This window comes from Bradyrhizobium sp. STM 3557, from assembly GCF_045571465.1.
Lineage (GTDB): Bacteria > Pseudomonadota > Alphaproteobacteria > Rhizobiales > Xanthobacteraceae > Bradyrhizobium.
Map to the genome: position 1 here is coordinate 4,164,373 of NZ_CP120697.1, position 22,863 is coordinate 4,187,235.

26 protein-coding genes and 1 tRNA gene are annotated in these 22,863 nt (G+C 64.4%); 7 read left to right on the forward strand and 20 right to left on the reverse strand.

What is annotated here, in order from left to right:
- Nucleotides 1-48 precede the first annotated feature (48 nt).
- Both P6U24_RS18885 and P6U24_RS18890 read right to left on the reverse strand, forming a co-directional pair.
- A complete protein-coding gene (locus tag P6U24_RS18885; protein WP_407154034.1) occupies nucleotides 49-987 on the reverse strand; it encodes a septal ring lytic transglycosylase RlpA family protein in 939 nt (312 codons plus the stop codon).
- A gap of 838 nt (nucleotides 988-1,825) precedes the next feature.
- The gene (locus P6U24_RS18890) at nucleotides 1,826-2,371 is read right to left on the reverse strand and encodes an amidase domain-containing protein (protein ID WP_407154035.1); all 546 of its coding nucleotides are present in this window, start codon (nucleotides 2,369-2,371) and stop codon (nucleotides 1,826-1,828) included.
- A gap of 336 nt (nucleotides 2,372-2,707) precedes the next feature.
- Here P6U24_RS18890 and P6U24_RS18895 point away from each other — a divergent pair, with 336 nt between their 5' ends.
- From P6U24_RS18895 to P6U24_RS18905, 3 genes are all read left to right on the forward strand, one after another.
- Nucleotides 2,708-3,433: an alpha/beta fold hydrolase gene (locus P6U24_RS18895; protein WP_407154036.1), complete on the forward strand. Its 726-nt coding sequence runs from the start codon at nucleotides 2,708-2,710 to the stop codon at nucleotides 3,431-3,433.
- Between the two features lie 257 nt (nucleotides 3,434-3,690).
- Nucleotides 3,691-3,780 (forward strand) — tRNA-Ser (locus P6U24_RS18900).
- Nucleotides 3,781-4,170: 390 nt separating this feature from the next.
- Complete coding sequence (locus P6U24_RS18905) at nucleotides 4,171-4,458, forward strand: hypothetical protein (RefSeq protein ID WP_407154037.1); 288 nt, start codon at nucleotides 4,171-4,173, stop codon at nucleotides 4,456-4,458.
- Nucleotides 4,459-4,514: 56 nt separating this feature from the next.
- Here the strand turns inward: P6U24_RS18905 and P6U24_RS18910 are convergent, their stop codons facing one another.
- Genes P6U24_RS18910 through csgH form a run of 4 tightly spaced genes read right to left on the reverse strand, consistent with a single transcriptional unit; the run spans nucleotide 4,515 to nucleotide 6,611 of the window.
- Complete coding sequence (locus P6U24_RS18910; protein WP_407154038.1) at nucleotides 4,515-5,405, reverse strand: CsgG/HfaB family protein; 891 nt, start codon at nucleotides 5,403-5,405, stop codon at nucleotides 4,515-4,517.
- A 33-nt stretch (nucleotides 5,406-5,438) separates the two neighbouring features.
- Nucleotides 5,439-5,783: a curli assembly protein CsgF gene (locus tag P6U24_RS18915; RefSeq protein WP_407154039.1), complete on the reverse strand. Its 345-nt coding sequence runs from the start codon at nucleotides 5,781-5,783 to the stop codon at nucleotides 5,439-5,441.
- 28 nt (nucleotides 5,784-5,811) lie between these two features.
- Nucleotides 5,812-6,309, reverse strand: coding sequence for a hypothetical protein (locus tag P6U24_RS18920; RefSeq protein WP_407154040.1), 498 nt, complete (start codon nucleotides 6,307-6,309; stop codon nucleotides 5,812-5,814).
- The gene (gene csgH / locus P6U24_RS18925; RefSeq protein WP_407154041.1) at nucleotides 6,294-6,611 is read right to left on the reverse strand and encodes a curli-like amyloid fiber formation chaperone CsgH; all 318 of its coding nucleotides are present in this window, start codon (nucleotides 6,609-6,611) and stop codon (nucleotides 6,294-6,296) included. Before csgH ends, P6U24_RS18920 begins: the two co-directional genes overlap by 16 nt.
- A 210-nt stretch (nucleotides 6,612-6,821) precedes the next feature.
- Here csgH and P6U24_RS18930 point away from each other — a divergent pair, with 210 nt between their 5' ends.
- Together P6U24_RS18930 and P6U24_RS18935 are read left to right on the forward strand one after the other, a co-directional pair.
- Nucleotides 6,822-7,307 carry a hypothetical protein gene (locus P6U24_RS18930; protein WP_407154042.1) on the forward strand — a complete coding sequence of 162 codons (486 nt, stop codon included), beginning with the start codon at nucleotides 6,822-6,824 and terminating at the stop codon, nucleotides 7,305-7,307.
- Nucleotides 7,288-7,641 (forward strand): XRE family transcriptional regulator, encoded by a 354-nt coding sequence (locus P6U24_RS18935; RefSeq protein WP_407154043.1) that lies wholly within the window; start codon nucleotides 7,288-7,290, stop codon nucleotides 7,639-7,641. The genes P6U24_RS18930 and P6U24_RS18935 overlap by 20 nt, the downstream gene beginning before the upstream one ends.
- 70 nt (nucleotides 7,642-7,711) lie before the next feature.
- Here the strand turns inward: P6U24_RS18935 and P6U24_RS18940 are convergent, their stop codons facing one another.
- From P6U24_RS18940 to P6U24_RS18955, 4 genes are all read right to left on the reverse strand, one after another.
- Nucleotides 7,712-8,956 (reverse strand): hypothetical protein, encoded by a 1,245-nt coding sequence (locus tag P6U24_RS18940; protein ID WP_407154044.1) that lies wholly within the window; start codon nucleotides 8,954-8,956, stop codon nucleotides 7,712-7,714.
- A 187-nt stretch (nucleotides 8,957-9,143) separates the two neighbouring features.
- Nucleotides 9,144-9,587, reverse strand: a complete 444-nt coding sequence (locus P6U24_RS18945; protein WP_407154045.1) for a hypothetical protein — start codon at nucleotides 9,585-9,587, stop codon at nucleotides 9,144-9,146.
- A 104-nt stretch (nucleotides 9,588-9,691) separates the two neighbouring features.
- Nucleotides 9,692-10,360: a hypothetical protein gene (locus P6U24_RS18950; RefSeq protein ID WP_407154046.1), complete on the reverse strand. Its 669-nt coding sequence runs from the start codon at nucleotides 10,358-10,360 to the stop codon at nucleotides 9,692-9,694.
- Between the two features lie 156 nt (nucleotides 10,361-10,516).
- Complete coding sequence (locus tag P6U24_RS18955) at nucleotides 10,517-12,583, reverse strand: phospholipase C (RefSeq protein ID WP_407154047.1); 2,067 nt, start codon at nucleotides 12,581-12,583, stop codon at nucleotides 10,517-10,519.
- A 385-nt stretch (nucleotides 12,584-12,968) separates the two neighbouring features.
- On the opposite strand from P6U24_RS18955, the gene P6U24_RS18960 reads away from it, so the two are divergent.
- On the forward strand, nucleotides 12,969-13,439 hold the full coding sequence (locus P6U24_RS18960; RefSeq protein ID WP_407154048.1) for a prepilin peptidase: 471 nt from the start codon (nucleotides 12,969-12,971) through the stop codon (nucleotides 13,437-13,439).
- Nucleotides 13,440-13,464: 25 nt separating this feature from the next.
- Here the strand turns inward: P6U24_RS18960 and P6U24_RS18965 are convergent, their stop codons facing one another.
- Genes P6U24_RS18965 through P6U24_RS19010 form a run of 10 tightly spaced genes read right to left on the reverse strand, consistent with a single transcriptional unit; the run spans nucleotide 13,465 to nucleotide 20,245 of the window.
- Nucleotides 13,465-14,121, reverse strand: coding sequence for a hypothetical protein (locus tag P6U24_RS18965; RefSeq protein ID WP_407154049.1), 657 nt, complete (start codon nucleotides 14,119-14,121; stop codon nucleotides 13,465-13,467).
- A 44-nt stretch (nucleotides 14,122-14,165) separates the two neighbouring features.
- A complete protein-coding gene (gene gspM / locus P6U24_RS18970) occupies nucleotides 14,166-14,726 on the reverse strand; it encodes a type II secretion system protein GspM (RefSeq protein ID WP_407154050.1) in 561 nt (186 codons plus the stop codon).
- Nucleotides 14,723-14,944 (reverse strand): PilN domain-containing protein, encoded by a 222-nt coding sequence (locus P6U24_RS18975; protein WP_407154051.1) that lies wholly within the window; start codon nucleotides 14,942-14,944, stop codon nucleotides 14,723-14,725. Before P6U24_RS18975 ends, gspM begins: the two co-directional genes overlap by 4 nt.
- Entirely contained in the window at nucleotides 14,857-15,243 is a 387-nt protein-coding gene (locus P6U24_RS18980) for a hypothetical protein (RefSeq protein WP_407160810.1), read from the reverse strand. The genes P6U24_RS18975 and P6U24_RS18980 overlap by 88 nt, the downstream gene beginning before the upstream one ends.
- Nucleotides 15,243-15,974 (reverse strand): type II secretion system protein J, encoded by a 732-nt coding sequence (locus P6U24_RS18985; protein ID WP_407154052.1) that lies wholly within the window; start codon nucleotides 15,972-15,974, stop codon nucleotides 15,243-15,245. Before P6U24_RS18985 ends, P6U24_RS18980 begins: the two co-directional genes overlap by 1 nt.
- A complete protein-coding gene (locus P6U24_RS18990; protein ID WP_407154053.1) occupies nucleotides 15,971-16,375 on the reverse strand; it encodes a type II secretion system protein J in 405 nt (134 codons plus the stop codon). The genes P6U24_RS18985 and P6U24_RS18990 overlap by 4 nt, the downstream gene beginning before the upstream one ends.
- Nucleotides 16,356-16,820 (reverse strand): Tfp pilus assembly protein FimT/FimU, encoded by a 465-nt coding sequence (locus P6U24_RS18995; RefSeq protein WP_407154054.1) that lies wholly within the window; start codon nucleotides 16,818-16,820, stop codon nucleotides 16,356-16,358. Before P6U24_RS18995 ends, P6U24_RS18990 begins: the two co-directional genes overlap by 20 nt.
- A complete protein-coding gene (gene gspG, locus P6U24_RS19000; RefSeq protein WP_407154055.1) occupies nucleotides 16,821-17,297 on the reverse strand; it encodes a type II secretion system major pseudopilin GspG in 477 nt (158 codons plus the stop codon).
- A gap of 11 nt (nucleotides 17,298-17,308) precedes the next feature.
- Nucleotides 17,309-18,523: a type II secretion system F family protein gene (locus P6U24_RS19005; RefSeq protein WP_407154056.1), complete on the reverse strand. Its 1,215-nt coding sequence runs from the start codon at nucleotides 18,521-18,523 to the stop codon at nucleotides 17,309-17,311.
- Between the two features lie 9 nt (nucleotides 18,524-18,532).
- Complete coding sequence (locus P6U24_RS19010; RefSeq protein ID WP_407154057.1) at nucleotides 18,533-20,245, reverse strand: GspE/PulE family protein; 1,713 nt, start codon at nucleotides 20,243-20,245, stop codon at nucleotides 18,533-18,535.
- A gap of 275 nt (nucleotides 20,246-20,520) precedes the next feature.
- On the opposite strand from P6U24_RS19010, the gene gspD reads away from it, so the two are divergent.
- Nucleotides 20,521-22,863: a type II secretion system secretin GspD gene (gene gspD, locus P6U24_RS19015; protein WP_407154058.1), complete on the forward strand. Its 2,343-nt coding sequence runs from the start codon at nucleotides 20,521-20,523 to the stop codon at nucleotides 22,861-22,863.

Here is a 22,863-nt window from a genome sequence, read left to right on the forward strand (position 1 = left end):
CGGTGAACATTTCGCCGCGCGGCGCTCGCACCTCATGACGATGGAAGCTTAGTAAAGGCCGCGCCCGCTCAGGATCTCGCGCGCTTCGCTTGCGCCATTATCGGGCGCGTAAGCCGACGCGCGGCTGGAGTCGGTCGCGTAGCTGCCGTTCTCGTCATAAGACACGGCGCGAGCGTTGGACAGCGCCCGGCCCCGACTGCGGCTCGATGCCGACATTTCCGAAGTCGCGTTGATCGAGGCCAGGTCGGCCGACGTGCTGCCGAGCGTGTAGGGTCGATCCTGCGGCATAGGGATCTCGCCGCGAACCGGACGTCCGCCTGAGGTCGACAATTCCGGTACGAACGGCCGAGCGGAGGCGACGCGCACCAGCGACGGTGCAGGTGCCGGCGTGCCGGTGCGCAGGGTCGCCATCAGCGTCACGTCATCGGAGCCTTCGAGCGGAGCGCGGCCGACATATTCGACCCGCACGCGGGCGACGCCATTGCCCTTGAAGTCCAGCAACTCGGCCGCCTTGTTCGACACGTCGATCAGGCGGTTATTGTGATACGGGCCGCGGTCATTGACCCGCACGATCAGCGATTTGCCATTGGAGAGATTGGTGACGCGGGCGTAACAGGGCATCGGCAGGGTCGGATGGGCCGCCGTCAGCGCCGCCATGTCGAATACCTCGCCATTGGCGGTCAACCGGCCGTGGAAGTCGTCGCCGTACCAGGATGCCAGGCCCTCGGCGCGATAATTGACGTCTTCCTCCGGTACGTAGATCTTGCCCGCGACCGTGTAGGGCTTGCCGACCCGGTAGACGCCGCCGCCCTTCGGCACGGGTTCGCCAAAGGCGACCACGCGAGGGCTCGACGACACGCCATACTTCGGATCGACCCGGCTCGCGAACTTGCCCGAGGAGGCGCAGTTCGCAACCATCAGGCACGCCGCCACCGCGACCGCGCCACGCACCACCCGCTCGACCGGATCTGTCCGCCGAATCCCCATCGACCCCAATGACCACTCTACCGGTCGCGCCCACTGTCAGGCCGTACCGGACCGTCCCGAGTCGCGTCCCACCGCGACTGAGCACGCAAGGATAACGCAACCCGAACGCGGCGGAAATGGGGTCGCCCGCGGCGTGGTTAACCAATCCCTGCCCTGCTCTTACCGATTGCCGGCAGCACCAGCCTATCAGCACACGGTTTGCGTGTTTCCACTGATCCCCGCAGGACACACCTGTTGCCGGGAATCCCCAGTGCGCCCCCATCTGATTTCGCCTCGGTGAATCCTTTTGACTGTGCGGGGGTGCACGTCGTTTGGTTCTCGCGGGGCGCAAAAGGACGTTTTGCGATGTTCGAAGCAGTGACAGCGATGATGGGTTTGGTCGGCGCGGGGATCTTCCTCGCTCATGCATTCGAGGGCGTGCGTTCACGCGCCTGATCGTGCGACGCGGCTTGATCCCCCAAGGATCGATCCCGGACCACCTAGCAGCACTTTTTGGCAATCCGGCTTCTTCCGAAAGTCTTAACCAATTCGGACGAGCATCGAACGCGGGAGGTGGCTTATGCGACATCAAGACATCGTCTCGGGCGGCTTTCTCGCCCTGACTGCGGCGAGCTTCGCCGTGCTCTGCTCGAGCCTGATCGCGTTCGCGCTGGCATAGGAATGAATGGTGACAACGTACGCGCTTGACGCGGCGTTGCCGGGTTGGGGGACTTATGGCCCTTGTCGATGCTGAGCGCATCGGCGAGGGCTTTGTATTTGGGCGGTCGCCCAGTGGCACATCCTTGATTTGCCGGCAGCTTTCCCGCTCCTCACTGGGCTGCTTGCTGGGAGGCCGACGTCAAAATTGTCCCCGCTTCCAACGAAGGCTCGCTTCCTGCCGTGAAAGCGAGGGTGGCTTGGGAATGTGGTCTTTGATCTTCCAATACGTGATGCCGTCATAATCTTGCGGCGCAATTGCTGAGAGCGGTTTATTCAAGACATGCTTGGTGTGGTACGAAAGATAATACTCTGAGGTCTCGGGGTCGATCATTGTCACGATCATCGAGTGATGAGCCGAGCCGCTTTGGTCCAGCAGTTGAACGATGTCACCAAGCTCGAGCTCCGATTTCTGGCACTTTGCGCCGCGCGCCGACGCCTGCAGGTAGCTCGCGAACGGCTGAGCGCCTCCCCAGGAGTAGCTCCGGGCCGAGCCGTAGCAATACCAGGAACAATGATCCGACGGTGCTCGACCGTTATCGATCATAGGCCAGCCACCGGCATGCAGGGCCTGTGAAATGAAGTTTGTGCAATCCGACCCCTGAACAATTGGCCATTCGGGATTGTACATCAGCGCCCATGCCATAGCGTAGTTCGCGGCCGCCTTGCGGTCGAATACGTTCGACATCCATCGCCTCCTCATACCCGTCATCTTGGTGTTGGGATCAAAGCAACTCGGGTGACACTGCTGAGGGGATGCCGCAGGCATTCCGCGAGGTGCTGCAGGAGAGGAAGGGATATCGGCAGGCTCTGTCGCCGCGCGTCCCTCCTTCGGGGGACGCTTGATCACAAATCCGGAGCGCTTGGCCGCGGCGATCCGGTCCGACGAACGGTCTGCGGTGTTTCAACCGCAATTCGATTTGCGATGGGATGTAACCGAAGCGTAGTCGCCGAAGCATAGGTGGCTTCCACGATCGCGAGACAATACCTGTCTCGTGGATGGTCAAGGCGCGGAGGACTCCTGATGTCAACTTACGTTCTGGTCCACGGCGCCTGGCACACCGGTGCGCAGTTCGCGCCGGTCGCCGCCCACCTTCGCCAAGCCGGCCATACCGTGTTCACGCCCACGATCGCGGGGAATCGCTCTGACGACGTGAAAACCACCGGGCTTGCAGAAGCAATCCAATCCATCCTCGACTATCTGGTTGAGAACTCCCTCTCCAATGTCATTCTGCTCGGCCATTCCTACGGCGGCATGGTCATCACCGGCGTCGCCGATCGCATCCCCGAACGGCTTCGGCGGCTGATCTATTGGGTCGCCTTCGTTCCGAATGACGGCGAGGCGCTGGTCGACATGGTGCCGCCCGATCGGGTCGCGATACTCGAGGCCCTGGCCGCCGGGCGCGGCGACGGCTCAGTGGTCCTGCCGTTTCAGGTCTGGCGCGAGGCCTTCATCAATGATGCCGATCTCGAGACCGCGACGCGTGCTTACGAGCTGCTGAACCTGCACCCGTTTCGAACCTTCACCGAAAAGATTTCGCTGCGGACCAATCCGGCCGAGATGGTGCTGCCGAAGTCTTATCTCGTCTGCACCGAGGATACCGCGCTGCCGCACGGTGCCTGGCGGCATCCGCGTCTCTCGGAGAAACTCGGTCTGTTTCGGCTCGTGCAGACCACAGGCAGCCACGAGCTCTGCTTCTCCGATCCGGCACGGCTGGCCAAAGCGATCCTGGAAGCCGGCCGCGACTGAGCGCACCCAATCGGCTCGTCCGGGCGGCACCGTCGGTCTTGTATTCTCCACGACACGACTGACGCCGGCGGCTTGGCGCTCGGCGCGTCGTCGCGCTTGAGGCAGCCGCCTGATCCCCCTCAAGTCGCGGCCTGATCCTTCTTGCCAGCCGAGCCATAATCGGGTTCATGGTCGCCAGCGCTCGTCGGGTCCGGTTTGGGCCCAAGTTCGCGTTGCGTCGGGCTTTGGCTCGCGCTAAGCGACTGAATTATTGATCCGGAAGGGTGGCCGAGTGGTTTAAGGCACCGGTCTTGAAAACCGGCGTGCCCGCAAGGGTACCGTGGGTTCGAATCCCACCCCTTCCGCCAATTCCTGACAGAGCTGGGGACGCCGGCCTGACCAGTCGTTTCAGAGTCAGGCCCAGCTTCAGTCGCGCGTGCCCGCCTCCAGCCGGCACAACCGGAGCAAGCGGTTTGAACGGCTCGCGCGCCCGGGCCTCGTCGCTCGCTCGGTTGGCCCTTCCCCCTGGTTCATCGCGGCAATGGCGTGAGTGTGTGCGGGCTGGGTTGGCAGGCTGGCTCCCAAATACCCGCTATATCGCGCACTTGAGAGGTGCCGACAACAATGGGTTTGCGCTCTGTTGCTCTCGTGCAAAATCCCGGGCAATGTCCCGCTGCAACGGAAGATGAGGTCTCTGCGCGAACGCTGCTACTTCGCGACGCGTCTATGCGAGACAGCGGAAAGACGAGCGACATCGGATGACGCCGAGCCGAGCCATTCCTTCGATCATTGCGGCGGTGCTGGCTGCCCTGCTCAGCCTGCCGCATGCGGCAAGCGCCGGGTCGGAGGTCTATATTCAACAGGCGCGTGGCCATGTTGCACCCGGCAGCACCGTGATGACGAAGCCGCCGCCGGAATCAACCACCCAGCCCAGTCAGGTTGCGCCGGTCTCGCCGACCGCGCCCGACACCTGCAACGCGCAGAACGCTGCCTCGTCACAGGCCTGCTACACCGCGACCCAGCAGGCGCGACCGGCGTCGCGCTGACACGGTCGCTCGAACGGCAGTCGGCGCCTCGCTCCCGCGCACGTCAAGTCTTCCTGCTAGCTCTTGGGCGCGTCCTTGGCGGCAGAGACGACGACGGCCGCCTTCTGCTGCTTGTCGAGCTCGCGCATGAAGGCATCGCCCGCGGCGCGATCCTTGAACTCCCAAAGGTGGTTCTTCACGCCCTCGAAGATCAGCGAATAGACCGCGAGCTGCACGCCCTCGCGAACACCGAGCGTCGCCGGCGAGTTCTTCGTGAAGCCCATCTCCGCCTGCAACAGCTCGTCGACCGCGGCAAACATATAGGCCGAGCTGTGGAGCTGCATCGAATAAATGGTCTTGGCGGTCGTCACGGATGCAAGCACGCGGCCGGTCTGCACGCTGACCGCACGCAGCGCGACCGTGATGATGTCCTGCCGGTACTGGGAGTCGAGGCCAATGCCGAGATAGTTCGCGCCGATGCCACCGGTGGTCTCGTCGCTGTCATAGCCGATGATGCCGCCTTCGAGTAGGATGCCGGCAAAGCGCAGCGGCGGCAGGCTCGGCGCCTTGTCGCCCTCGGCCGCGGTCCGCGTGTTCTGGATGATCTGCCGCTCCTGCAGCAAGGGTTGCAGATCGTTGCGCTCGACCACATTGAACCATTCGCCGTTGCCGGCCTTGGTGAGCACATCGATCAGCACGGCACTCGCTCCTTGCGTCAAGGCGCGCGAGAACTCCGCGAAATTGTCGTTCGGCTTGTTCTGTCCGGTGAGATCGGGGAAGTTATAGACGGTGACGTCGAGCTTGCGCCGCGGCGGCGGCAGGCTGTCGAGCACGATGCCGGTCTTGGTGCTCGGCACCAGCTTCGCCTGCTGCACAAGCGGGTCCTTGGCTGATCCGGCCATCACACATCCGGCCAAGCCGAGAGCGAGCACCGCGAGACAGGCGATGCGTCTGATTTGTCTCATCATGAGTAAAGATCCTGCGCCGCGGCGCGATGCGGGTCAGGGAACGATAGAGCGGACCGCGGTGGAGGTGCTCGTCGTGCCGCCGGAGCCGCCCGACCCGGAGCCATTCGATCCGTTGCCGTTCGATCCGTTGCCGCCGATAATGACGGCGCCCGAGCCGAGATTGCTGAGCGCATTGTTGAGGCCCGACAGGTCCGGTCCCTGTGAGCCGGATTTCACGCCCTCGCCTTGCGCCTGGGCCTGCGAGAGCAGCGAACTGCCATTGAGCGGATTGCCGCCGAAGGTCGGGTTGACCGGATGATAGACGATCTCCGATGCAACAGCAGCCGAGCTGGCGCCGAGCATGACGATCCACGAAATGAGCAGGCTGAAATGACGCATGATACAGATCTCTACTGGAATTGAAGGATCATCGCTTGATCAAGAGGCCGCCGTTCGGCAGCCGCGCAATCAGCATGTTGATCGGAGCCGAACCCGGCGGCTGCAGCACCGCGATCGACAGGCCCTGCGTATTGACCAATTGCAGATTGGAAAAGTCCCGGCCGCCCTGCAGGACGGCGACGTTGTTGTCGTTGCCGCCGAGCACGCCGACATTGGAGAAGTTCTTGCCGCCGGCCTGCGCCTGAAACACGTTATTCGCGCTGCCGATCTCCAGCGTATTGGCGAAATTGCTGCTCCGGGCGCGCGTGGTTTCCGGGGTCGGCACGAATGCCACCTGGCGCTGCGCGTAGTTGCCGCCTGGCGCGATGGGCGCGGGCTGCGAGATCGTGGTGGGGGCTGTCGCGCCCGCCTTCGCGCTGACCTGCGAGATATAGGCGGACTCGGCGCAGTGCGCTGCGCTCGTAGCCATCCCGGCTGCAACCAGCGCACCGCCGAGCAGCGCGCGCGAGATCATGGCGATGTGCACGACGATGTCTCCTGATCCGATTGCAACGTCAGCTCGGCGCGGTAATGGCCGACGGCCGAGCGGTCGAGCATCACCGATACCAGCACCTGCTCGCGCCCGGCCACTAGCGCAAAGGCCCCACTCTGGATGTTGCTGGAGCGTCCGCTCTCGCTCCACTTGGCGATCCGAAGCCGATATTGCCCGCTGGCCGCCGTGGCGGCACGCGCCAACGCCGCGATGTGCAGACCATCGGCATCCGGCTCGGCGCGGATCACACATTCGATGGCCGGGGCTGCAGAGGCCTGCATCGGCGCGTTACTCACCTGTCACTGGTTCGCCGCATCTGCGACGATTTCGCGCGCAACCTATCGGCCGTTCTTTTCGCTTTTTTGACAATCGGTCATATCGGACGGCGCTTTCGGCACCCGGTCGTCAGCGCGTGTGAGATGTGCAACAATGCCGACCGATCGCGGCGTGCGGTCGGCTTCATCTCTCCAACATCCTCGCCGCCTGCCCTGCCCGGTCTTCCACTCATGCCAACCATCTCGGACCTCGTGGACAGTGGCGCGCTCGTCAAGATCGACGTCGAGCTCGAGCCCCGCGAGCAGCCGATGCGGCTGCTCTACGGCACGCCTGACTTTGTCAGATGGCTGAAGGACGTGCTCGCGGGCGCCGTGCCTCCCCGCCCTCTCGATCACATGTCCGCGGCCGAGCAGATCGACGATCTGTTCTATTCGTTCTTGAGCGGCGCGCCGCTCGCCTTTAACAGACAGTTTCGCGCCATCCGGGTCGAGGACAATGCCGTGTGGGAATTGAAGACGCCGGATGTCCGGATCTTCGGCTGGTTTCTGGCCAAGGATTGCTTTGCCGCGGTGTTCGGCAATTGGGCCGACACGATCAAGGACCATGATCTCTATCGCGGCTACCGGATCGCGATCCGGCGGCTCCGCCGCGAGCTCGGGATCGATGCTGGCCTATGCGTAAAAGGAGGCGCGCCCGATGACGTTCTTTCGCTTTGACATCCAGGCGCGATCGCGAAAGGCCGCGCGGCTGATGGGACGGGTCCGCCGCGAGCTGCTGAAGGCCGTCATGGAGGAGCGCAGCGCCGGCCTGACGCAGCAGGCGCTGGCGCAGCGGCTGCAGGCGCAACGGGCGACCATCAATCGTCAGCTGTCGGGTGAAGCCGAGATCACCTTGCGCGGGCTCGCCGATCTCGCCTGGGCGCTCGATCGGGAGATCACCGTCGAGCTGCGCCGCCCGGACCGACCTGAGGGACAGAACATCGCGCCGATGACATCGACCGTCGGTCACCAGCCGGTCAGGATCATCACGCCGAAGACGCGACAGGACTGACCGGCCAGATCTTCGGATCAATTCGAAACGGCAGATAGTAGGCGGCGGGCACGACCCGCCGCCTGCTTTGTTAGTGCTGCGACACGGTCGCGGTATTGTGCATGCCGTATTGCGCGGTGAACGAGGTGTTGGTCACGTTCGCAGCGGTGGCCTGGACGAGCTGCACCGAATTGCCCGTGCCGACCTGGATCGCGGCCTGCGTGTTGTTGCCGGCTGAGGCCTGCTGGCCGGTGGTCTGCGCGGCGTTGACAATGTTCGAACCGCCGACCTGGCTGATGAACGAGTTGTTGTTGCCGAGCGCAAGCGGAACGGCCATCGCCTGATTGAGGTTGACGAGGTTGTTCTTGCCGACCTGCCTGGTCAGAGCGTTGTTGGCGCCATTGCCAGTGCCGAAGGTCTGCGTGGTCTGGTTGATGGTGGCGGCGTTCTTGGTGCCGGTCTGGAACAGAGCCTGGGTATTGGCACCATTCTCCTGATCGACCTCCGCGACGTTCTTGGTGCCGACCTGGCTCGTGAACGACGCATTGGTGTAGTTGGCGATCTGTTCGGCGGTGGTGGCGCCGAAGGCGCCGGACACGTTGCCGCCCTGGGTCGTGGTCTCGAGATTGCCCTTGCCGACCTGGATGGCGGCCGCCACGTTGCGCGGCCCCTGCGCGGTGTCGCCGACCGAAGTCTGCTGGGTGGCGGCCTCGTTCTTGTCGCCGATCTGCATCGTGCTGGAGGTGTTGCTGTGGCCCGGCAGATTGTCGCCGAAGAACGAGGTGCCGTCCGCGCTGGTCTGGACGACGGCGGCCTTGTTGTTGTTGCCGAACTGGCCGGTGAACGCGTTGTTGTCGCCGCCGACCGGCGACGCCGTGGCCGGAGTGATGCTGCTGTTGGATTGCGCGGTGCCGGCAATGTTCTTGTTGCCGACCTGCAGCGTGCCCTGGGTGTTCTGGCCGCCATCCTGACCGACGATGACATTGTTCTTCACGCCATATTGCGCGCTGAACGAATTGTTTGTGGTAGGGGCGCCGGTCGCGAGCGCGTTGGGCGCCGAGTTGGTCTGGCTGGTCGTCGCGGTGTTGTCCTTGCCGACCTGGACGTTGCCCGAGGTGTTCTTGCCGCTCGCGAGATTGCTGGTCTGAGTGGTCAGCACCGAGTTCTTCTTGCCGGCCTGGAAGGTCGCCTGGTCGTTATTGCCGTTCTTCTGGGTAATGGTGGCATCGTTCTTGGTGCCGACCTGCTCGATGAACGATTCATTGCTCAGCGCACCGGCGGCATAGGCGGCCGGGGCACTCGCCAGGACGAGCGCGAGCGCAGTCATCATCCTCATGGAAATTATCCCTTGCTATCCAAAGCGGGGCTGGCGGGGATCGCCGCCCTCGGAGAGCGTTAAAACATTATTAACCTGACGGCCGAATGACAGTGTACCGGACATGGCGTGCCGAGCGCGTCCGCTGCGCTGCAAATGTGACTTCGTAACGGGATCAATCGCTTTGGCGTCGCGAGCTTGGATAGCCTCAGGGCCGCGATTGTTCGATGCGTAGCGAACCGAGCCTGATCTCCTGCTCGGCGTCGACAAGAGCGCGAATGCGCATCAGGCCGGAGCTGCGAAGCTCGATCGGCGTAAAGATCAGGCTGGTCGCGGCCACGATATAGAGCGGCGCGCTGGTCTCGGGCTTGAGGCTCGCGACCAGCTCATTTTGCGCCGCCTGCCGCGGCGTTTCGACCGGCTCCTCGGCAAATGGCTGCTCGTCTCCCGGGAGATAGCAGCGAACCAGGATCGAGCTGAACGGCCGCGAGGCCGGCGACAGGATATGCGTGTGGACGCATAGTTTCGGCAGCACCAGCGGAAACTGGCCGGAAATGAAGATCACACCGTTATAGCAGCCAACAAAGCTGAGCTTGCCGCCGGGCTCGTTGCGGATGTCGTCACAGAAGATCGAATACCCGTACCGGTCCATTGCCGACTGCCCAGAGGATGCCGTGTCGATCGTAAGGACATCCCGCGAGCGTCTTCCCTCACGAGTGTGACGGCATCATTACGGTTGATGCGATCCACAGGGCCTCAGTGGGCGACCCAGACATCGCTTTGCTTGATCCGTTCGATCAGTGCCTGAGGATCGAATTTCCGAAAACCCGAGGGAATTTGCGTGAGCTCGGGCGGTTGAGGCCGCTCCTTCACCGCGTCGATCGCGAACACGGCGCCATCCCCAAGCTCGATCCGCACGGGAAACGAAAGCGTCGGATCGATCCATGCGAGAAACTGCCGCTCCGTCCCGGTCATCGCGCGATAGCCGATCACGTGGCGGCCGCCGATCACTGCCTCCCCGTCTTGTTCGCAATGCCAGCTGCCGTGATCCGGCTCGCCGGCAATTCGTGCCATCGCCTGCCACTGCGGGCATGGATCGGCAGGATGGACCGGCACGAACCATTGCGTGAGACGGCTGGATTGCCGTGCCTCCATGTAGATGGCTGAGCCAGGCTTGACGAAAGTGGCGGACGGCCCCGCACCATCGATGATGAAATAGCCGTCAGGCAGATCGGACAGGTCAAGCCGCGCCCGGCCCGCCGAGACGGTCAGTCGTCCAGCCGGCATGGGCGTCGATCCCTGCTGCCAACGGAGCAGATCGGCGTCGAAATCCTTGCTCTCCTGTGGCAGGCTCGAGCTTGCCATGAGCCAAGCGCCAATCGCCAGCAGGTAGGATATCGAGCGGCGGCGCGCGGCATGAGGCATCGATCTGATCATCGCACTTGTCACCTGCCGAGCGAGCGCAACGCGCCAGCGGCGCGTCGCAAGATGCGCAGAGCCAACCGGACCTTTGGGTCCGATCGGCGCCACGCCATTGTCGATCCGATCCGCAACCGTTCCGCTGCGGTTCGCAAAAGCCGTTCACTCGACGTAGTTCAGCTTGACCTGACGGCCGAAGTCGAACGCGTCGAACAGGTCCGACAGCGCCGGGCTGTTGGTCGGCACATACGGATTGTCGTTCTTGAACGTCGGATTCGGCAGGTTGTCCCGGCTGCGGACGGTCAGCGGCTGCAGCTTCCAGTTACGCTCGATGAACTTCAGGATCGACACGTGGTCGCTGTAGTTGTGGTAGACCTTGCCGCCTGTCGAGTACGGGGAGACGACCAGGATCGGGATGCGCGGTCCGTCGCCGAAGAAGTCGATCGACTGGATGTAGCCCGAGTCCCAGTAGCCGCCGGCTTCGTCGAAGGTGATGAACACCGCCGTCTCCGCCTTCAGCTGCGGATTGGCGTCGAGCGCACCAAGGATGTTGAGCACGTAGGCCTCGAACAGGTCGACCTTCGAGCTCTGCGGATGTCCGTCAAGCAGGCCATCCGGCTTGCCGAAAGAGACCGCCGGCAGGGCGTTGTTCTTGATCGCCGTGATCAAGTCGGCCGTATCCTTGATATGGGCCGCGCGGATGGTCGGGTCGCCCATGATCGAGGTGGCATACTGGAACGGATTGCAGATCTGGCAGTAGGCTACCCCGAGAGCGTGGGCCGGATCCGCCACCGCCGCGGCGCTGAGGTTCGGGCTGGCCGGGTTCGCCGCGACCGCGACGTTCGACAGCGCGACCGCGTCATTGTAGGCACCGCCATAATAGGCCCAGCTGATGTTCCGCTCCATCAGGGCGTCGCCGATCGTCCGCACCGAGGATGGCGGCAGGGTCGATCCATGCGCGAGCGCGCCGTTCGGCAGGTAGCCCGGATTGACGTTGTTGAGCATGTAGTAGTGGTTGGGCTTGCAGTTCGGCTCCGCCGCATAGGGCAGATTTTCCAGGTAGCTGATGATCGGCTTGACACCCGGCTGGTTGATGTCGGCGCAGTTGCTGAAATTGCCATCGACCGTGTAGGTGTTGACCGTTCCCGGCTTCGGGTTCGGGTTGGCGATGCTGGACGGTGTCGCCGGGTTGCCGGCACCATCGCTCCAGAACGCCGCATCGCCGGTGCCGAGCATGAAGTGGTTGGCGCCGGTGCCGCCGTGGAACGACTGGTGGAAGTTGTCGCCGAGCGTGAAACGGTCGGCCAGCATCTTGAGGATCGGAGCCTGCTCCTGCTGGGCGTTGTAGAAGCCCATGGAGTTGCCCTGGCTCTTGTTCGTTGCCGAATAGGTCGCCATCACGAACGGAAACAGGTCGTTCAGGCAGCCGGAATTGTTCGTCTTGGTGACGCTGGTGACGCTGCAATCTTCCTGCTGCCAGTCCTGATAGAACCGGTGCGTTGTATCGCCGGTGTAGTCGTCATCGCTGATATGGGGCCCCTGCAGCGGAAACGGACCGGTAAGCGAGCCGGCACCCGGAACGCGGGTATCCAGCGAGTTGGTCGGCAGACCGCTAGCGCCGGTCGTAAGGATGTCGAGGTCGCTCGGATCCATGTCCTTCTCGACACCAGCCTCGGCGATGGTCTTGAAGGGCGGACTGGTGTCGCTTTGCGCCGTCGGCGTGCCGGCCGTGTTCGGCTGCGGCATCAGGTTGACCGGGTTATAGGGCGACTTCGCGATCGCGGGCGCGCCGATATAGAACGACGACTGCGCGGCGACCGAGAACTGCTGCGCCTTCGCGTAATTCGGACCGGGCGTGCCGTCCTCGTTGACGATGCCCTTCGAGAGCAGATTCGAGATCGTCTGGCCCGCGCCTTTCGGCTTGTAGACGCCGAACGTGTGGTCGAGACCGCGGTTCTCGCCGATCAGCACGATGACATGCTTGATCGGAGATGCCGTCTTGATGGTTTCGGTCGGGTCCTTGCTCTTGTTGGCCTTGGCCGTGTCGTTTTGAATCTGTTGCAGCAGATCCTGAACTGAGCTCTGTGGCGACACATGGTGGTTCGGATGCGCGCGCGTGTCCCAGTTGCTGACGCCGTCAGCGGCATAAGCTGTCGTCTGGATCGCGAGCGTCGCGATCACGCACAGCGCGGTGGTCGCGCGCCAGCCCTTCTTCAAATTGACATCCATTCTGGACCCCCAAGAGGTTGCGGTTAGCATCGCGCTGTCTAGTGGGTCATTATGACGCAGGATTATCGCCGGCATGAAAGCGCACGACAAAGCGTAGCAGAAGGAAATATTTTTCGACCATCATCGAACGATGGTCACTACATAGGTCGGCCGCGGCGCGCGTCGATATGACGAATGGTCACCGCGTCCTGCACCATCGTCGCGCTTCATACGCAGTTTTGTGACGCAGATATTGCAATTTGCAATTTTTGTAACGAAGCGCCGCAATTCGCGCGTGCGCGCCAGTCGTCCCATCGAAGGAGTGCCCTCCGAAACATCTAAGACAATGCCATGAGCGAGTGTGCTATCAGGCGCATCGCCTCAATCGTCCTGTTCTCATCCCGCCATGATCGCCCTCCTCTGCCTCATATTGCTCGGCTGCGCATCCGTATCGCTTGCCTGGATCGATTTCCGCCAGGGCATCATTCCTGATTGGCTCAATCTCGGGATTGCATTGCTCGGAATGGTCCGAGCCGTATCGCTCGGAGGATGGCCGTTCGTCGCGGAAGCTATCGCGGAGGCCGTGGTCGTGGGCGCCGTGATCTGGCTGTTGCGATGGATCTATTTCCGGCTCCGCAACACACAGGGCCTCGGGCTCGGCGACGTCAAGCTACTGGCCGCCTCCACGCTGTGGATCGGAATCGCCGGAGTTCCAGTTCAGCTTCTGGTCGCGGCGTTCACCGCGTTGGCGACAGCGTTGGCCTTGCATGTTGCCGGAACGAAAATGACACGGCACACGGCGCTGCCGTTCGGTCCGTTTCTCGCGTTCGGGCTCATGGTCGCCATTCTGCTGCAGCAAAGCGGCGCGCTCGATTGACGGCGGCGCTCAAGTCCACCTCCGGTCAGCGCCGTCGCCGCGGCAGCGATGACGCTTGTTCGTCATCGGTCGTCGAGTTCGCGGGCATGACCGGCATCGGCGCGGGACCGGTGGTGGGTGCAGGCACGGAGCCGGCTTCAGCGCCGGGCTCCGGCAGGCTGAGCACCACTGTTTGCTGATCGCGTTCCAGCGACACATCGCGGCCCTGCACGAGCCGCAGCCGCCAGCCCTGGTAATCCTCGCCGACTCTCAGGCGCAGCGCGGTGCTGCTGGCGTTGTCGACGAAAATACCGAAGCTCTCGCTGTCGCCCGCGACCGTACCAACCAGTGTCAGCGGCGGCCGCTCGACACGCGGCGGTGGTGGCGGTGGCGCCGGCGGCGCGGCAACGACGATCGGCGTCTGGGCCGGCGGCGGCCGACGTGACGGAGAGAAGATCGGCCGTTCGCGCGTGTTCGACAGGCTCGCCAATGGAATCGCCCAGAGCGGATTGGCACCGAGCGGGGACGGCGGTGCTGGCGGCTTCGGCAACACGGGCCGCACCTGGATCGGCGCCGGCGTCTCCCATATCGACGGGGTCGCGGGTGCATCGGCCGGACGCTGCGTCGGGTCAAGCTCCATGTCTGGTGCAGCGATCGACAGCGCGGTGGTCGAGGCCGAAAGGCTGAGAACTGAGGCCAGCATGAGGCTCGCCCGCAAGCTGCCCAGCCGGATCATCTTCGGCGGTCTCATTTCGCGCCCTGCCATTGGCCGGAGACGCCCAGCAGGACGCGCAGCCTGCCCTCGCCGCCTGATGCCGGTCCCGTCGCCGCCTGCACGACGAGCTGATCCACGAACAAGAACGGCATGCCGGCCTCGAGGTCGTACAGCAGGCGCTGCAGCCCCGGCTGATCGATATCGCAGCTCGCGATCATCGTGATGAAGCCGCTCTTGGACTGGTTGCCCTGCAGGTCGATCTGCGAGGACTGCACATTGCCGCCGAGCCGTGCGATAGCGGTGGTGACATGTTCCAGCAGCGCTGCGCCCGCGACCGTCACCGTGGCGCCTTCCAGGAAGGGCGATCCCGACGGCGCCGAGACATCGCCGGCGTGGCCCGCCGCGGGCGTCGATCGCCGCCCTTGGAACTGGTCGAGCATCGCGGCGGTGGCCGCGACCGCGGCGCGACGTCCGAGCATGTCGGTCGCGGAGCTGACAATGACGAACAGCAGGACGGCCATGACGCCGAGATAGGCCGCTGCGGCGGGCAGCGGCTTGGCGAGCACTCTGACCAAGGTCGCATTCTGGTTCATGATCCCGACCCGAAATACGGCGTCACATGCGCCTCGATGTGGAAGCGCTCGCCCGATTCTTCAGGCGATCGCGTCGTGGGCGCAAAGAAGATCGCACGGTTAAATTGTGGCGACTGCTCCAGGAGACGGATCAGCGACGGCGCATCCTGCGACAGGCCGACGACCTGCATCTTGTCGCCCTCGATGCGCAACTCCGTGACATAGGTCGTGTCCGGCAACGTGCGCGACAGCTGACCGACATCTCGGCGCCGTTCAGGCGGGTATGGAACGAGCCGCGCGCCGGACGGGCTTCGCCGGAGAGGCCGAGCTGATAGGCCGTGAGCTCGACCGCCGCCGAGACCAGCGCCTCGGTCTGCAGGGCATTGTCGTTGACCGCGATCGCACGCGCCGAGTTCGCCAGAAAGGCCGAGAAGATCGCCGCTAAGGCCGCCAGCGCTGCCAAGAGCCATAGCACCGCGACCAGCACGAAGCCGCGCTCGGAGCCGAATACGCCGCTCGGCCGTGAGATCGCGCCCATCACAGCTCCTTCTGCTGTGGCTGTGCAGCGTTCGGCTTGCCGCCTGTGGGCGCCTTCTTGCCGTTTGCGTCGTCGGTCGATGCGGCCGCCGCCGGCGCATCGACATGGACCGGCGTCGCGGTCGAGACCGCCAGGATGCGCTCGCTGCCCGCCTCCCTCACCGTCAGCCGGATGATCGCCGGCAGCCGGTCGTTGTCATGCCAATCGTCACGGAACACCCGGTCGGGGCCGGCATAGGCAAACGACAAGCGCATCGGCGGCGTGAGCAGCACCACTGGATCGCCCGGATGCACCTGCTCCAAGAGCGAGGTGCCAGGCGGCAATGGTGCAAAGGACGCGCGCGAGCGCACGGTCAAGAGCCGCCCCCGATCGGCGGTCTCGCCGATCCTGACCACGTCGAGGCCGGGGCCGACATTGGGACCGACAGCGGTTCGCACAAAGGTGACCGAGAACGCCGAGCCGTCGAACAGTGGCTTGCGTCGTTCGCCATCCGCTGCCGGCCCCGTGACGAATTCGGCAGCAGCGAGGTCGGCGGCGATGCGCTGCATCGCGATCCCGACCAGCTCGCTGCGCTGGATGCGGTCGATACCGTGATTCCAGTTCGGCAGCCATTGCGCGGTGATGGTGGCGAGCGCCGATAACACGAGCCCGGTGAGCGCCAGCGCTACGAGGGTCTCGATCAGCGTGAATCCCTGCTTGCCGTTGCGTTGGTCGGGGTGATGGCTGCTCATGGCTTCGGCTTGCGCATCAGACGCACCGTTTCGAGTTCGAGCGTCGCGCCGGAGCCATCGCGGACGCGCAGCTTGACGAGTTCGGGAATCCAGTTGACGTCCTCCTTGTCGACAATCCAGTCGCCACCGACCGGACCGACGTCGATCTGCCAACGCGTATCCCCGTTTCGTCCCATCAGCCGTCCGGGCGCGAGCTTGCTACGATCCGGAATTTCCGTCGACATCACCGTCTGCGCGCTCTGCACCAGCGCAACGTGCTCTTCCAGCTTGCGCACGCCGCGTGCGTTGGTGGACATCAGCCGTCCGATCGCCACGATCGACACGGCGACGATCGCCAGTGCGACCAGCACCTCGATGATGGTGAAGCCGGCATCGCGGCGGTCAGTTGGCAAGCGGCGCACGGGAGTTCATCTCAATCCTGCCGGTCAGCCAGTTGACCCGGATCTCATAGGCCGTATCGAGACGGCTGAGCGCGATCGTGCCGCCGCAGGACATGCCGTCGGGAAAGAAGCTGATCACCGACAGCGATGCGCGCTGATGACAGCGCTGCGGCAGCAGCGCATCGAAACGTACGTCACCCGGAATCCGCAGCATCTCCTGGCTCGCACCCGACCGGATCGCCCGCGCATGCGGATCGACCAGCGTGGCCACGTCGACGCCGCGCCGGATCGCGGCATTCCGATCGCTCTTGAGCAGCGTGGCTGCCTGCAGCGCATAGGCCTGCAGCCGCGCCCGGGACGTCTGACGCGGAACCAGCGGCAACAGTACGGCCGCCACGAGAGCGATGAGCGCGATCACGCACACCATCTCGAGCAGCGTAAAACCCTGCTGGCCGGATCGCGCCATCTAGTTCTTCCCGACGGTGTTGATCGCATCGAGCGACAGATCGGCGGCGGTGCCGCTGCCACCTTCCTGCCCGTCGGAGCCGAGCGACATGATGTCGTAGGGACCGTGCTCGCCCGGCACGCGATAGATGTAGGGATGATTCCAGGGATCGTTCGGCAATGCGGCGCCCTTCAGATACGGACCGTTCCATGCCACCCCCGTTGTCGGCTGCACCAGCGCGGCGAGACCTTCGGCGGAGGACGGATAGCGGCCGGTATCGAGATTGTAGAGATCGAGCGCGCTGGCGAAGCTCTGCATCTGGATCTTCGCCGCCTTCACCTTGGACTCGCTGAGATAGTTCAGCACGCGCGGGCCGATCAGGCCCATGATCAGGCCGATGATCGTGATCACCACGAGCATTTCGACCAGCGTGAAGCCCTGCTCGCCCCCGCGATCGAGATGCCGCCTGCCCTGCGCGACGATCATTTTCCGTGACATTGGACCCTCATTCATCCGACGAGTTGGGTGACCGACAGCAGCGCCGTCATGACCGAGACGATCAGGCCGCCGACGACGGTGCTGATGGTGATGATAGCCAGCGGCCCGATGATGCCGACGACGCGGTCGAGGCTGCGCTGCAGTTTCGCTTCATAGAAGTCGGCGACACGGCCGGCGAGGGCGGGCAATTGCCCGGTCTCCTCGCCAAGACGCAGCATGCGCAGCGCCATCGGCGGCAGGCTGCTGTCGGCCGACAACGCATCCGACAGCTTGCCGCCATGGCGGACGCGCTCGGCGGCGGCCGACCAGCCCGCCGCATTGCCTGTGACCGCCATGATGTCGACGAGAATGCGGAGCGTGCCGGTCAGGCTGACGCCGCTGCCGAGCAGCACGCCGAGATTCCGGCAAAACAGACTGGTGCGGTAGAACTGGAAGATGGCGGCCAGGCCCGGCACGCGCGCAGCGCCGCCGACGAGCGCCGATCTGGCGCCCGGCTGGCGCAGCAGCCACCAGGCCGCGGCGATCAGTGCCGCCGCCCCCAGCAACAGCACGGTCGAATTGGCGCGCATGGCATCCGACAGGCCGATGAAGAAGCCGAGCGCGGTGTCGGACTTGCCGCCGAAATCCTGCAGCACCGACGAGAATTGCGGCAGCACGAACAGGATGAAGAACAGCATCACGCCGGCGGCTGCGACCAGCACGAAGGCCGGATACTGCATCGCATCGGTCAGCTTGCGGCGCATCTGCTCGGATCGCGCCCGCTCTGCGCCGAGCGCCTCCAGCACCTGGTCGAGCGTGCCGGAGACCTCGCCGACCCGCGCGAGCGCGACATACATCGGCGGGAACAACGCGGGATGCGCACCGACCGCATCGGCAAAGCTCTCGCCTGAGAGCAGCGCCGTGCGCAGCTTCGCCACGACTGGACGCAGCCGGCCGACATCGGCATCGGCGGCCAGCAGTTCGAGCGCATCGTCGAGCCGCGCACCGGCTTTCAGCAGCAGCGCCAGATCGCGCGTGAAGGTGGTGACCTCCGCCGAGCTCGGGTGGTTGAAGACGCGCAGGCCGAACGAGCCCGAGACGGCCTTCTTTTTTTCCTCGATCGTCTCGATCGGCAGCAGCTTCAGATATTCGATGCGGGCCGCCACCTCGCGCGCGCTCGGCGCCGAGAGCGTGCCGTGCACGATCTCGCCATTCTGCGTCAGTGCGCGGTAGCGGAAGCTTGGCATCCCTTCACCTCAGCGCGTGGTCGTGACGCGGAGGACTTCCGCGGGCGACGTCAGCCCGGCCCGGCATTTGGCGACGCCGTCGTCGAGCATCGTCGTCATGCCGGCCTTGATCGCGGCCTGATCGATCTTGTGGCCGTCGGTGCGCTCCCCGATCAGGCTGCGCAGCTCGTTATCGAGCTCCAGCACCTCGAACACGCCGAGCCGCCCGCGGTATCCGCTGCCGCCGCAACGCTCGCAGCCGCAAGGAGAATAGAGGCTCTCGCCGACGCGGAAACCGAGCGCAGCCAGGCGCGGATCTTCGCTGAAGTCGCCCGCGCCCAATGTCGTTCTCGTCTTGCAGCGCTCGCAGAGCTGCCGGACCAGGCGCTGGGCGATCACCGCGCGCAGGGTCGAGCGCAAGAGATAAGCCTCGACGCCGAGATCGAGCAGGCGCGGCAGCGCCGCCGCCGCCGTCTCGGTGTGCAGCGTGGTCAGCACGAGATGGCCGGTCAGCGCGGCATGAATGGCGACGTGCGCGGTCTCCGAGTCTCTGATCTCGCCGACCATGATCACATCCGGGTCCTGGCGGACAAAGGCGCGCAAGGCGGTTGCGAAGGTCAGGCCGATCGCCGGCTTGACCTGGGACTGGTTGACTCCAGCGATCTCGTACTCGACTGGGTCCTCGATGGTCAGGATCTTCCGCGAGGGCTCGTTGAGGATCGACAGGATGGTCGCCAGCGTCGTGGTCTTGCCGCTGCCGGTCGGCCCGGTAATGACGATCATGCCATGCGGCAGCTTGAGCAGCCGCCGCAGCCGCCGCTCGTCGGCCGGCGAGAAACCGAGCTTGTCGACGACCAGGAGATTGCGATCCTTGGGCAGGATGCGGATGACGGCCGACTCGCCGTGCTGCGTCGGCATGATGGCGACGCGGATGTCGATCTCGCTCCGACCGGCGCGCAGCCGCGCCGCACCATCCTGTGGCAGGCGGCGCTCGGCGATATTGAGGCTCGCGATGATCTTGATGCGCGAGATCACGGCGTGCGGCAGCACGCCGCTCGGCGCCACGACAGAGCGCAGCAGGCCGTCGATGCGCATGCGCACCACAAGGCCATTCAAGAATGGCTCGATATGGATGTCACTGGCCCTGAGCTCGATCGCCTTTTCCAGGAGATCGTTGACCGCACGCACCACCGGCGCGCCGCTCGCCAGATCGCGCAGGCTCTCGATGTCGTCGTCGCGCGGCGCCGGCAGCCCATCGCGGCCGCCCTCCTCCGCGACGGCCTCCTCGGCCAGCCGCCGATCCAGCACCACCACGAGGTCCTCGTGGGTGGCGATGGCGATGGCAATGTCCGGGCCAAGCACGATCTCGGCCGCACGGCGCGCGGCCTGGTCGGACGGATCGGCAACGGCGAGCACGATGTGGCTGTCGGCCGAGCGGTAGGGATAGACAAATGTCTCACGCAAAAAGCGTGGCGAAAATGCCTCAGCCAGTGGCGCGCCTGCGAGAAGCTGCTGCAATGTCACGCGCTCACAGCCATAGAAGCGTGCCGCCTCATCCGCGAACTCATTGGCCGAGAGGTCGGTCAGCTCCCACAACTTGCTCGAACCATTTTGTCCGCGCGCAATGCCCGGCGCGGCGGACTCCGACATGCCCGCCCCGGTTCGACCAGCTGCTTCCGCCGACCTGAGATGGCCCGCGTGCCGAAGATGCTCGACAAATTGCGATGGCTGTGGAGCCGTCATGCGTCTTTCCAGTCGCACTTCTCGTGGCGTGTATCGACGTCGCGCGGGGCTGAACCGTGCGGCGCAAGAGCCCTGCTTATCGAACGGGACCATGACAGTTGTACGAAAAACCGGACTGTCGTCGATTGCATCCACTGCCATCAGTCATCGACAGGCGGGTGACAAAAATCTATCGGCGTGAAAATTACTGTCATGTTGCCGGGCTAGGGATAGCGCTTCATGGGTCGGCCCTGCGCACGATTCACGAAAGACATTCAGTTGGATCGGCGTGGGTTATGGTGAGTAGCGGCATTCGGCGTCGGTCCCGGGCGGCACTTGTTCTGAGAGCATGTCTGCTGGGGGCTTTACTTGGCGCCGGCGCCATATTGACGTCCTGCAACTCGGCGACAGTCAACGCGATCGCACCTGCGGACGTTGACCCGCTCGACAAGATACGTTCGCTTGACATCATGCCGAAGCAGCCCGACGGCCCCGGCGTGGGTCGTAGCGAAGTCGGTCAGCGCGGACGCGCCGCCGTCTATGAAGGAACGGAGGTGACCGACGTCGCCGATGCACGCATGCGCCCGGTCCCGGCGAGCGGCGGCGGATACGACCTGAATTTCGAGAGCACGCCTGTTGCCACCGTCGCAAAGGTGGTGATCGGCGACATTCTTGGCACCGGCTATACGATCGATCCGCGCGTGCAAGGCACGGTCAGCCTGGTCTCGGTACGGCCGGTGCCGAAATCGGACATCGTGTTCGTTCTGGAGAACGCGCTGCGGGTGAACGGCGTGGTCCTGGTCCATGATTCCACCGGCTATCGGCTGACCCCGCTCGGCGATGCGGTCGGCGCGGGCCGCGTGGATGCGGCGGCGGCCAATCCCGAAGCCGGCTACGGCGTCTCGGTCGTGCCGCTGCAATATGTGTCGGCGCAAACTATCCTGAAGCTGATGGACTCCTTTGCGACCAAGCCCGGGACGGTTCGCGCTGATTCAACGCGCAATCTCCTGCTGATCCAGGGCACCGGCCCTGAGCGCCGCAATGCGGTCGAGACGGCGATGAGCTTCGATGTCGACTGGATGCGCGGCCAGTCCGTCGGCATCTATCCGCTCAACAACAGCGCGCCCGAGCCGCTTGTCGCCGAGCTCGAGAAGATCATGGATTCCGGTGAAGCCGGGCTCAGCCAGGGTGTCGTCAAGTTCCAGCCGGTCAGCCGGCTCAACGCGATCATGGTGGTCAGCCGCAAGCCGGCGTTGCTGCAGACCGCCGCCAACTGGATCAAGCGGCTCGATCGCGAGGATTCCACCCGCAACAGCGTGCATGTCTACGCGATCAAATATGGCGACGCCCGCCAGATCGCGCGCGTGCTGAACGACATGTTCGTCGGCGGCTCCTCGTCTTCGCTCGACAATGCCGACAGCCAGCTCGCGCCAGGCTCGGGCTCGTCGTCGACATCGAGCGCGGACCGGCTCTCGCTCAACGCCAATTCGGCATCCGCGTCGCAGTCGAGTGGCTTCGGCACCCGGTCTTCTTCGCCCAGCGCGATGTCGGGCAGCCCCTCCGGCTTCGGACAGCAGCAATCCAGCAACGCAAGCCAGTCGGGCGGCGGTGCACTCGACAGCTCGCGCGGAAGCGGCGGTAGCGGGCAGCCGCTGATGCAGGGCGTGCGGATCACGCCCGATGTCGTCAACAACTCGCTGCTGATCTATGCCGATCAGGCCAATTACAAGATCATCGAAGCGACCCTCGCCCAGCTCGATCAGGCGCCGCTTCAGGTCGCGATCGACGCCACCATCGCCGAGGTGACGCTGACCAACGAGCTGAGTTACGGCGTCCAGACCTATATCACCAGCAAGCAGCTCGGCCTGAAGGGCAACCAGGGCTCGATCACGAACAGCCAGTCGACATCAGCGCCGACGACCACGACGTCGACGGATGCGAACGGGGTCGTGTCCACGGTCACGAGCGCCGTCATCAACCGCGCCTTCCCCGGCTTCAATTTCCTGATCGGCTCGGATACGAATCCGGCTGTCATCCTCGATGCGCTGCACGCGGTCACCAGCGTCAAGGTGCTGTCCAACCCGTCGCTGGTCGTGATCAACAATCAGGTCGCCACCCTGCAGGTCGGCGACGTCGTGCCGGTCTCGACCGGAAGCGCAACAGTGCTCACCACCAGCAATACCGTCGTCAACACCATCGACTACCGCAACACCGGCATCATCCTGCGGGTGTCGCCGCGCATCAATGTCAACGGCAATGTCCGGCTCGAGGTCGAGCAGGAGATCAGCAATGTGGCGCCGGGCAGTGCGGCCAGCCTGACGCCAACGGTCTCCGAGCGGCGGGTCAAGAGCTCGATCTCGGTTGCGTCGGGACAGACCGTGCTGCTGGCCGGCCTGATCAGCGAGCAGCAGAACGGCAGCCGCAACGGCATCCCGCTGCTGGATGAGATCCAGGGCCTTGGCGATGCCTTCTCGCATCAGGACAAGAAAGGCACGCGGACCGAGCTGATCATCTTCATCCGGCCGCAGATCATCCGCAACGGCACCGATGCCCATCATATCGCCGAGGAGCTGCGCTCGAAACTGCGTGGCAGCGTCGGAGCGAGCACGGACGATCTCACCATGCGAACGGTCCGGTGA

Bases quoted from the DNA above. Each gene is read 5' to 3' on its own strand.
- P6U24_RS18980 (WP_407160810.1), bottom strand. From the start codon at position 15,243: ATGGGCGCGATCTCACGGCCGAGCGGCGTATTCGGCTCCGAGCGCGGC.
- P6U24_RS18930 (WP_407154042.1), top strand. From the start codon at position 6,822: ATGCCAACCATCTCGGACCTCGTGGACAGTGGCGCGCTCGTCAAGATC.
- P6U24_RS18945 (WP_407154045.1), bottom strand. From the start codon at position 9,587: ATGGACCGGTACGGGTATTCGATCTTCTGTGACGACATCCGCAACGAG.
- P6U24_RS18885 (WP_407154034.1), bottom strand. From the start codon at position 987: ATGGGGATTCGGCGGACAGATCCGGTCGAGCGGGTGGTGCGTGGCGCG.
- P6U24_RS18895 (WP_407154036.1), top strand. From the start codon at position 2,708: ATGTCAACTTACGTTCTGGTCCACGGCGCCTGGCACACCGGTGCGCAG.
- P6U24_RS18965 (WP_407154049.1), bottom strand. From the start codon at position 14,121: ATGCTGGCCTCAGTTCTCAGCCTTTCGGCCTCGACCACCGCGCTGTCG.
- P6U24_RS18950 (WP_407154046.1), bottom strand. From the start codon at position 10,360: ATGCCTCATGCCGCGCGCCGCCGCTCGATATCCTACCTGCTGGCGATT.
- P6U24_RS18935 (WP_407154043.1), top strand. From the start codon at position 7,288: ATGACGTTCTTTCGCTTTGACATCCAGGCGCGATCGCGAAAGGCCGCG.
- gspG (WP_407154055.1), bottom strand. From the start codon at position 17,297: ATGTCACGGAAAATGATCGTCGCGCAGGGCAGGCGGCATCTCGATCGC.
- P6U24_RS18995 (WP_407154054.1), bottom strand. From the start codon at position 16,820: ATGGCGCGATCCGGCCAGCAGGGTTTTACGCTGCTCGAGATGGTGTGC.
- P6U24_RS19005 (WP_407154056.1), bottom strand. From the start codon at position 18,523: ATGCCAAGCTTCCGCTACCGCGCACTGACGCAGAATGGCGAGATCGTG.
- P6U24_RS18940 (WP_407154044.1), bottom strand. From the start codon at position 8,956: ATGAGGATGATGACTGCGCTCGCGCTCGTCCTGGCGAGTGCCCCGGCC.
- P6U24_RS18905 (WP_407154037.1), top strand. From the start codon at position 4,171: ATGACGCCGAGCCGAGCCATTCCTTCGATCATTGCGGCGGTGCTGGCT.
- P6U24_RS18960 (WP_407154048.1), top strand. From the start codon at position 12,969: ATGATCGCCCTCCTCTGCCTCATATTGCTCGGCTGCGCATCCGTATCG.
- P6U24_RS18915 (WP_407154039.1), bottom strand. From the start codon at position 5,783: ATGCGTCATTTCAGCCTGCTCATTTCGTGGATCGTCATGCTCGGCGCC.
- gspD (WP_407154058.1), top strand. From the start codon at position 20,521: ATGGTGAGTAGCGGCATTCGGCGTCGGTCCCGGGCGGCACTTGTTCTG.
- gspM (WP_407154050.1), bottom strand. From the start codon at position 14,726: ATGAACCAGAATGCGACCTTGGTCAGAGTGCTCGCCAAGCCGCTGCCC.
- P6U24_RS18955 (WP_407154047.1), bottom strand. From the start codon at position 12,583: ATGGATGTCAATTTGAAGAAGGGCTGGCGCGCGACCACCGCGCTGTGC.
- P6U24_RS18985 (WP_407154052.1), bottom strand. From the start codon at position 15,974: ATGAGCAGCCATCACCCCGACCAACGCAACGGCAAGCAGGGATTCACG.
- P6U24_RS18890 (WP_407154035.1), bottom strand. From the start codon at position 2,371: ATGTCGAACGTATTCGACCGCAAGGCGGCCGCGAACTACGCTATGGCA.
- P6U24_RS18910 (WP_407154038.1), bottom strand. From the start codon at position 5,405: ATGATGAGACAAATCAGACGCATCGCCTGTCTCGCGGTGCTCGCTCTC.
- P6U24_RS19010 (WP_407154057.1), bottom strand. From the start codon at position 20,245: ATGACGGCTCCACAGCCATCGCAATTTGTCGAGCATCTTCGGCACGCG.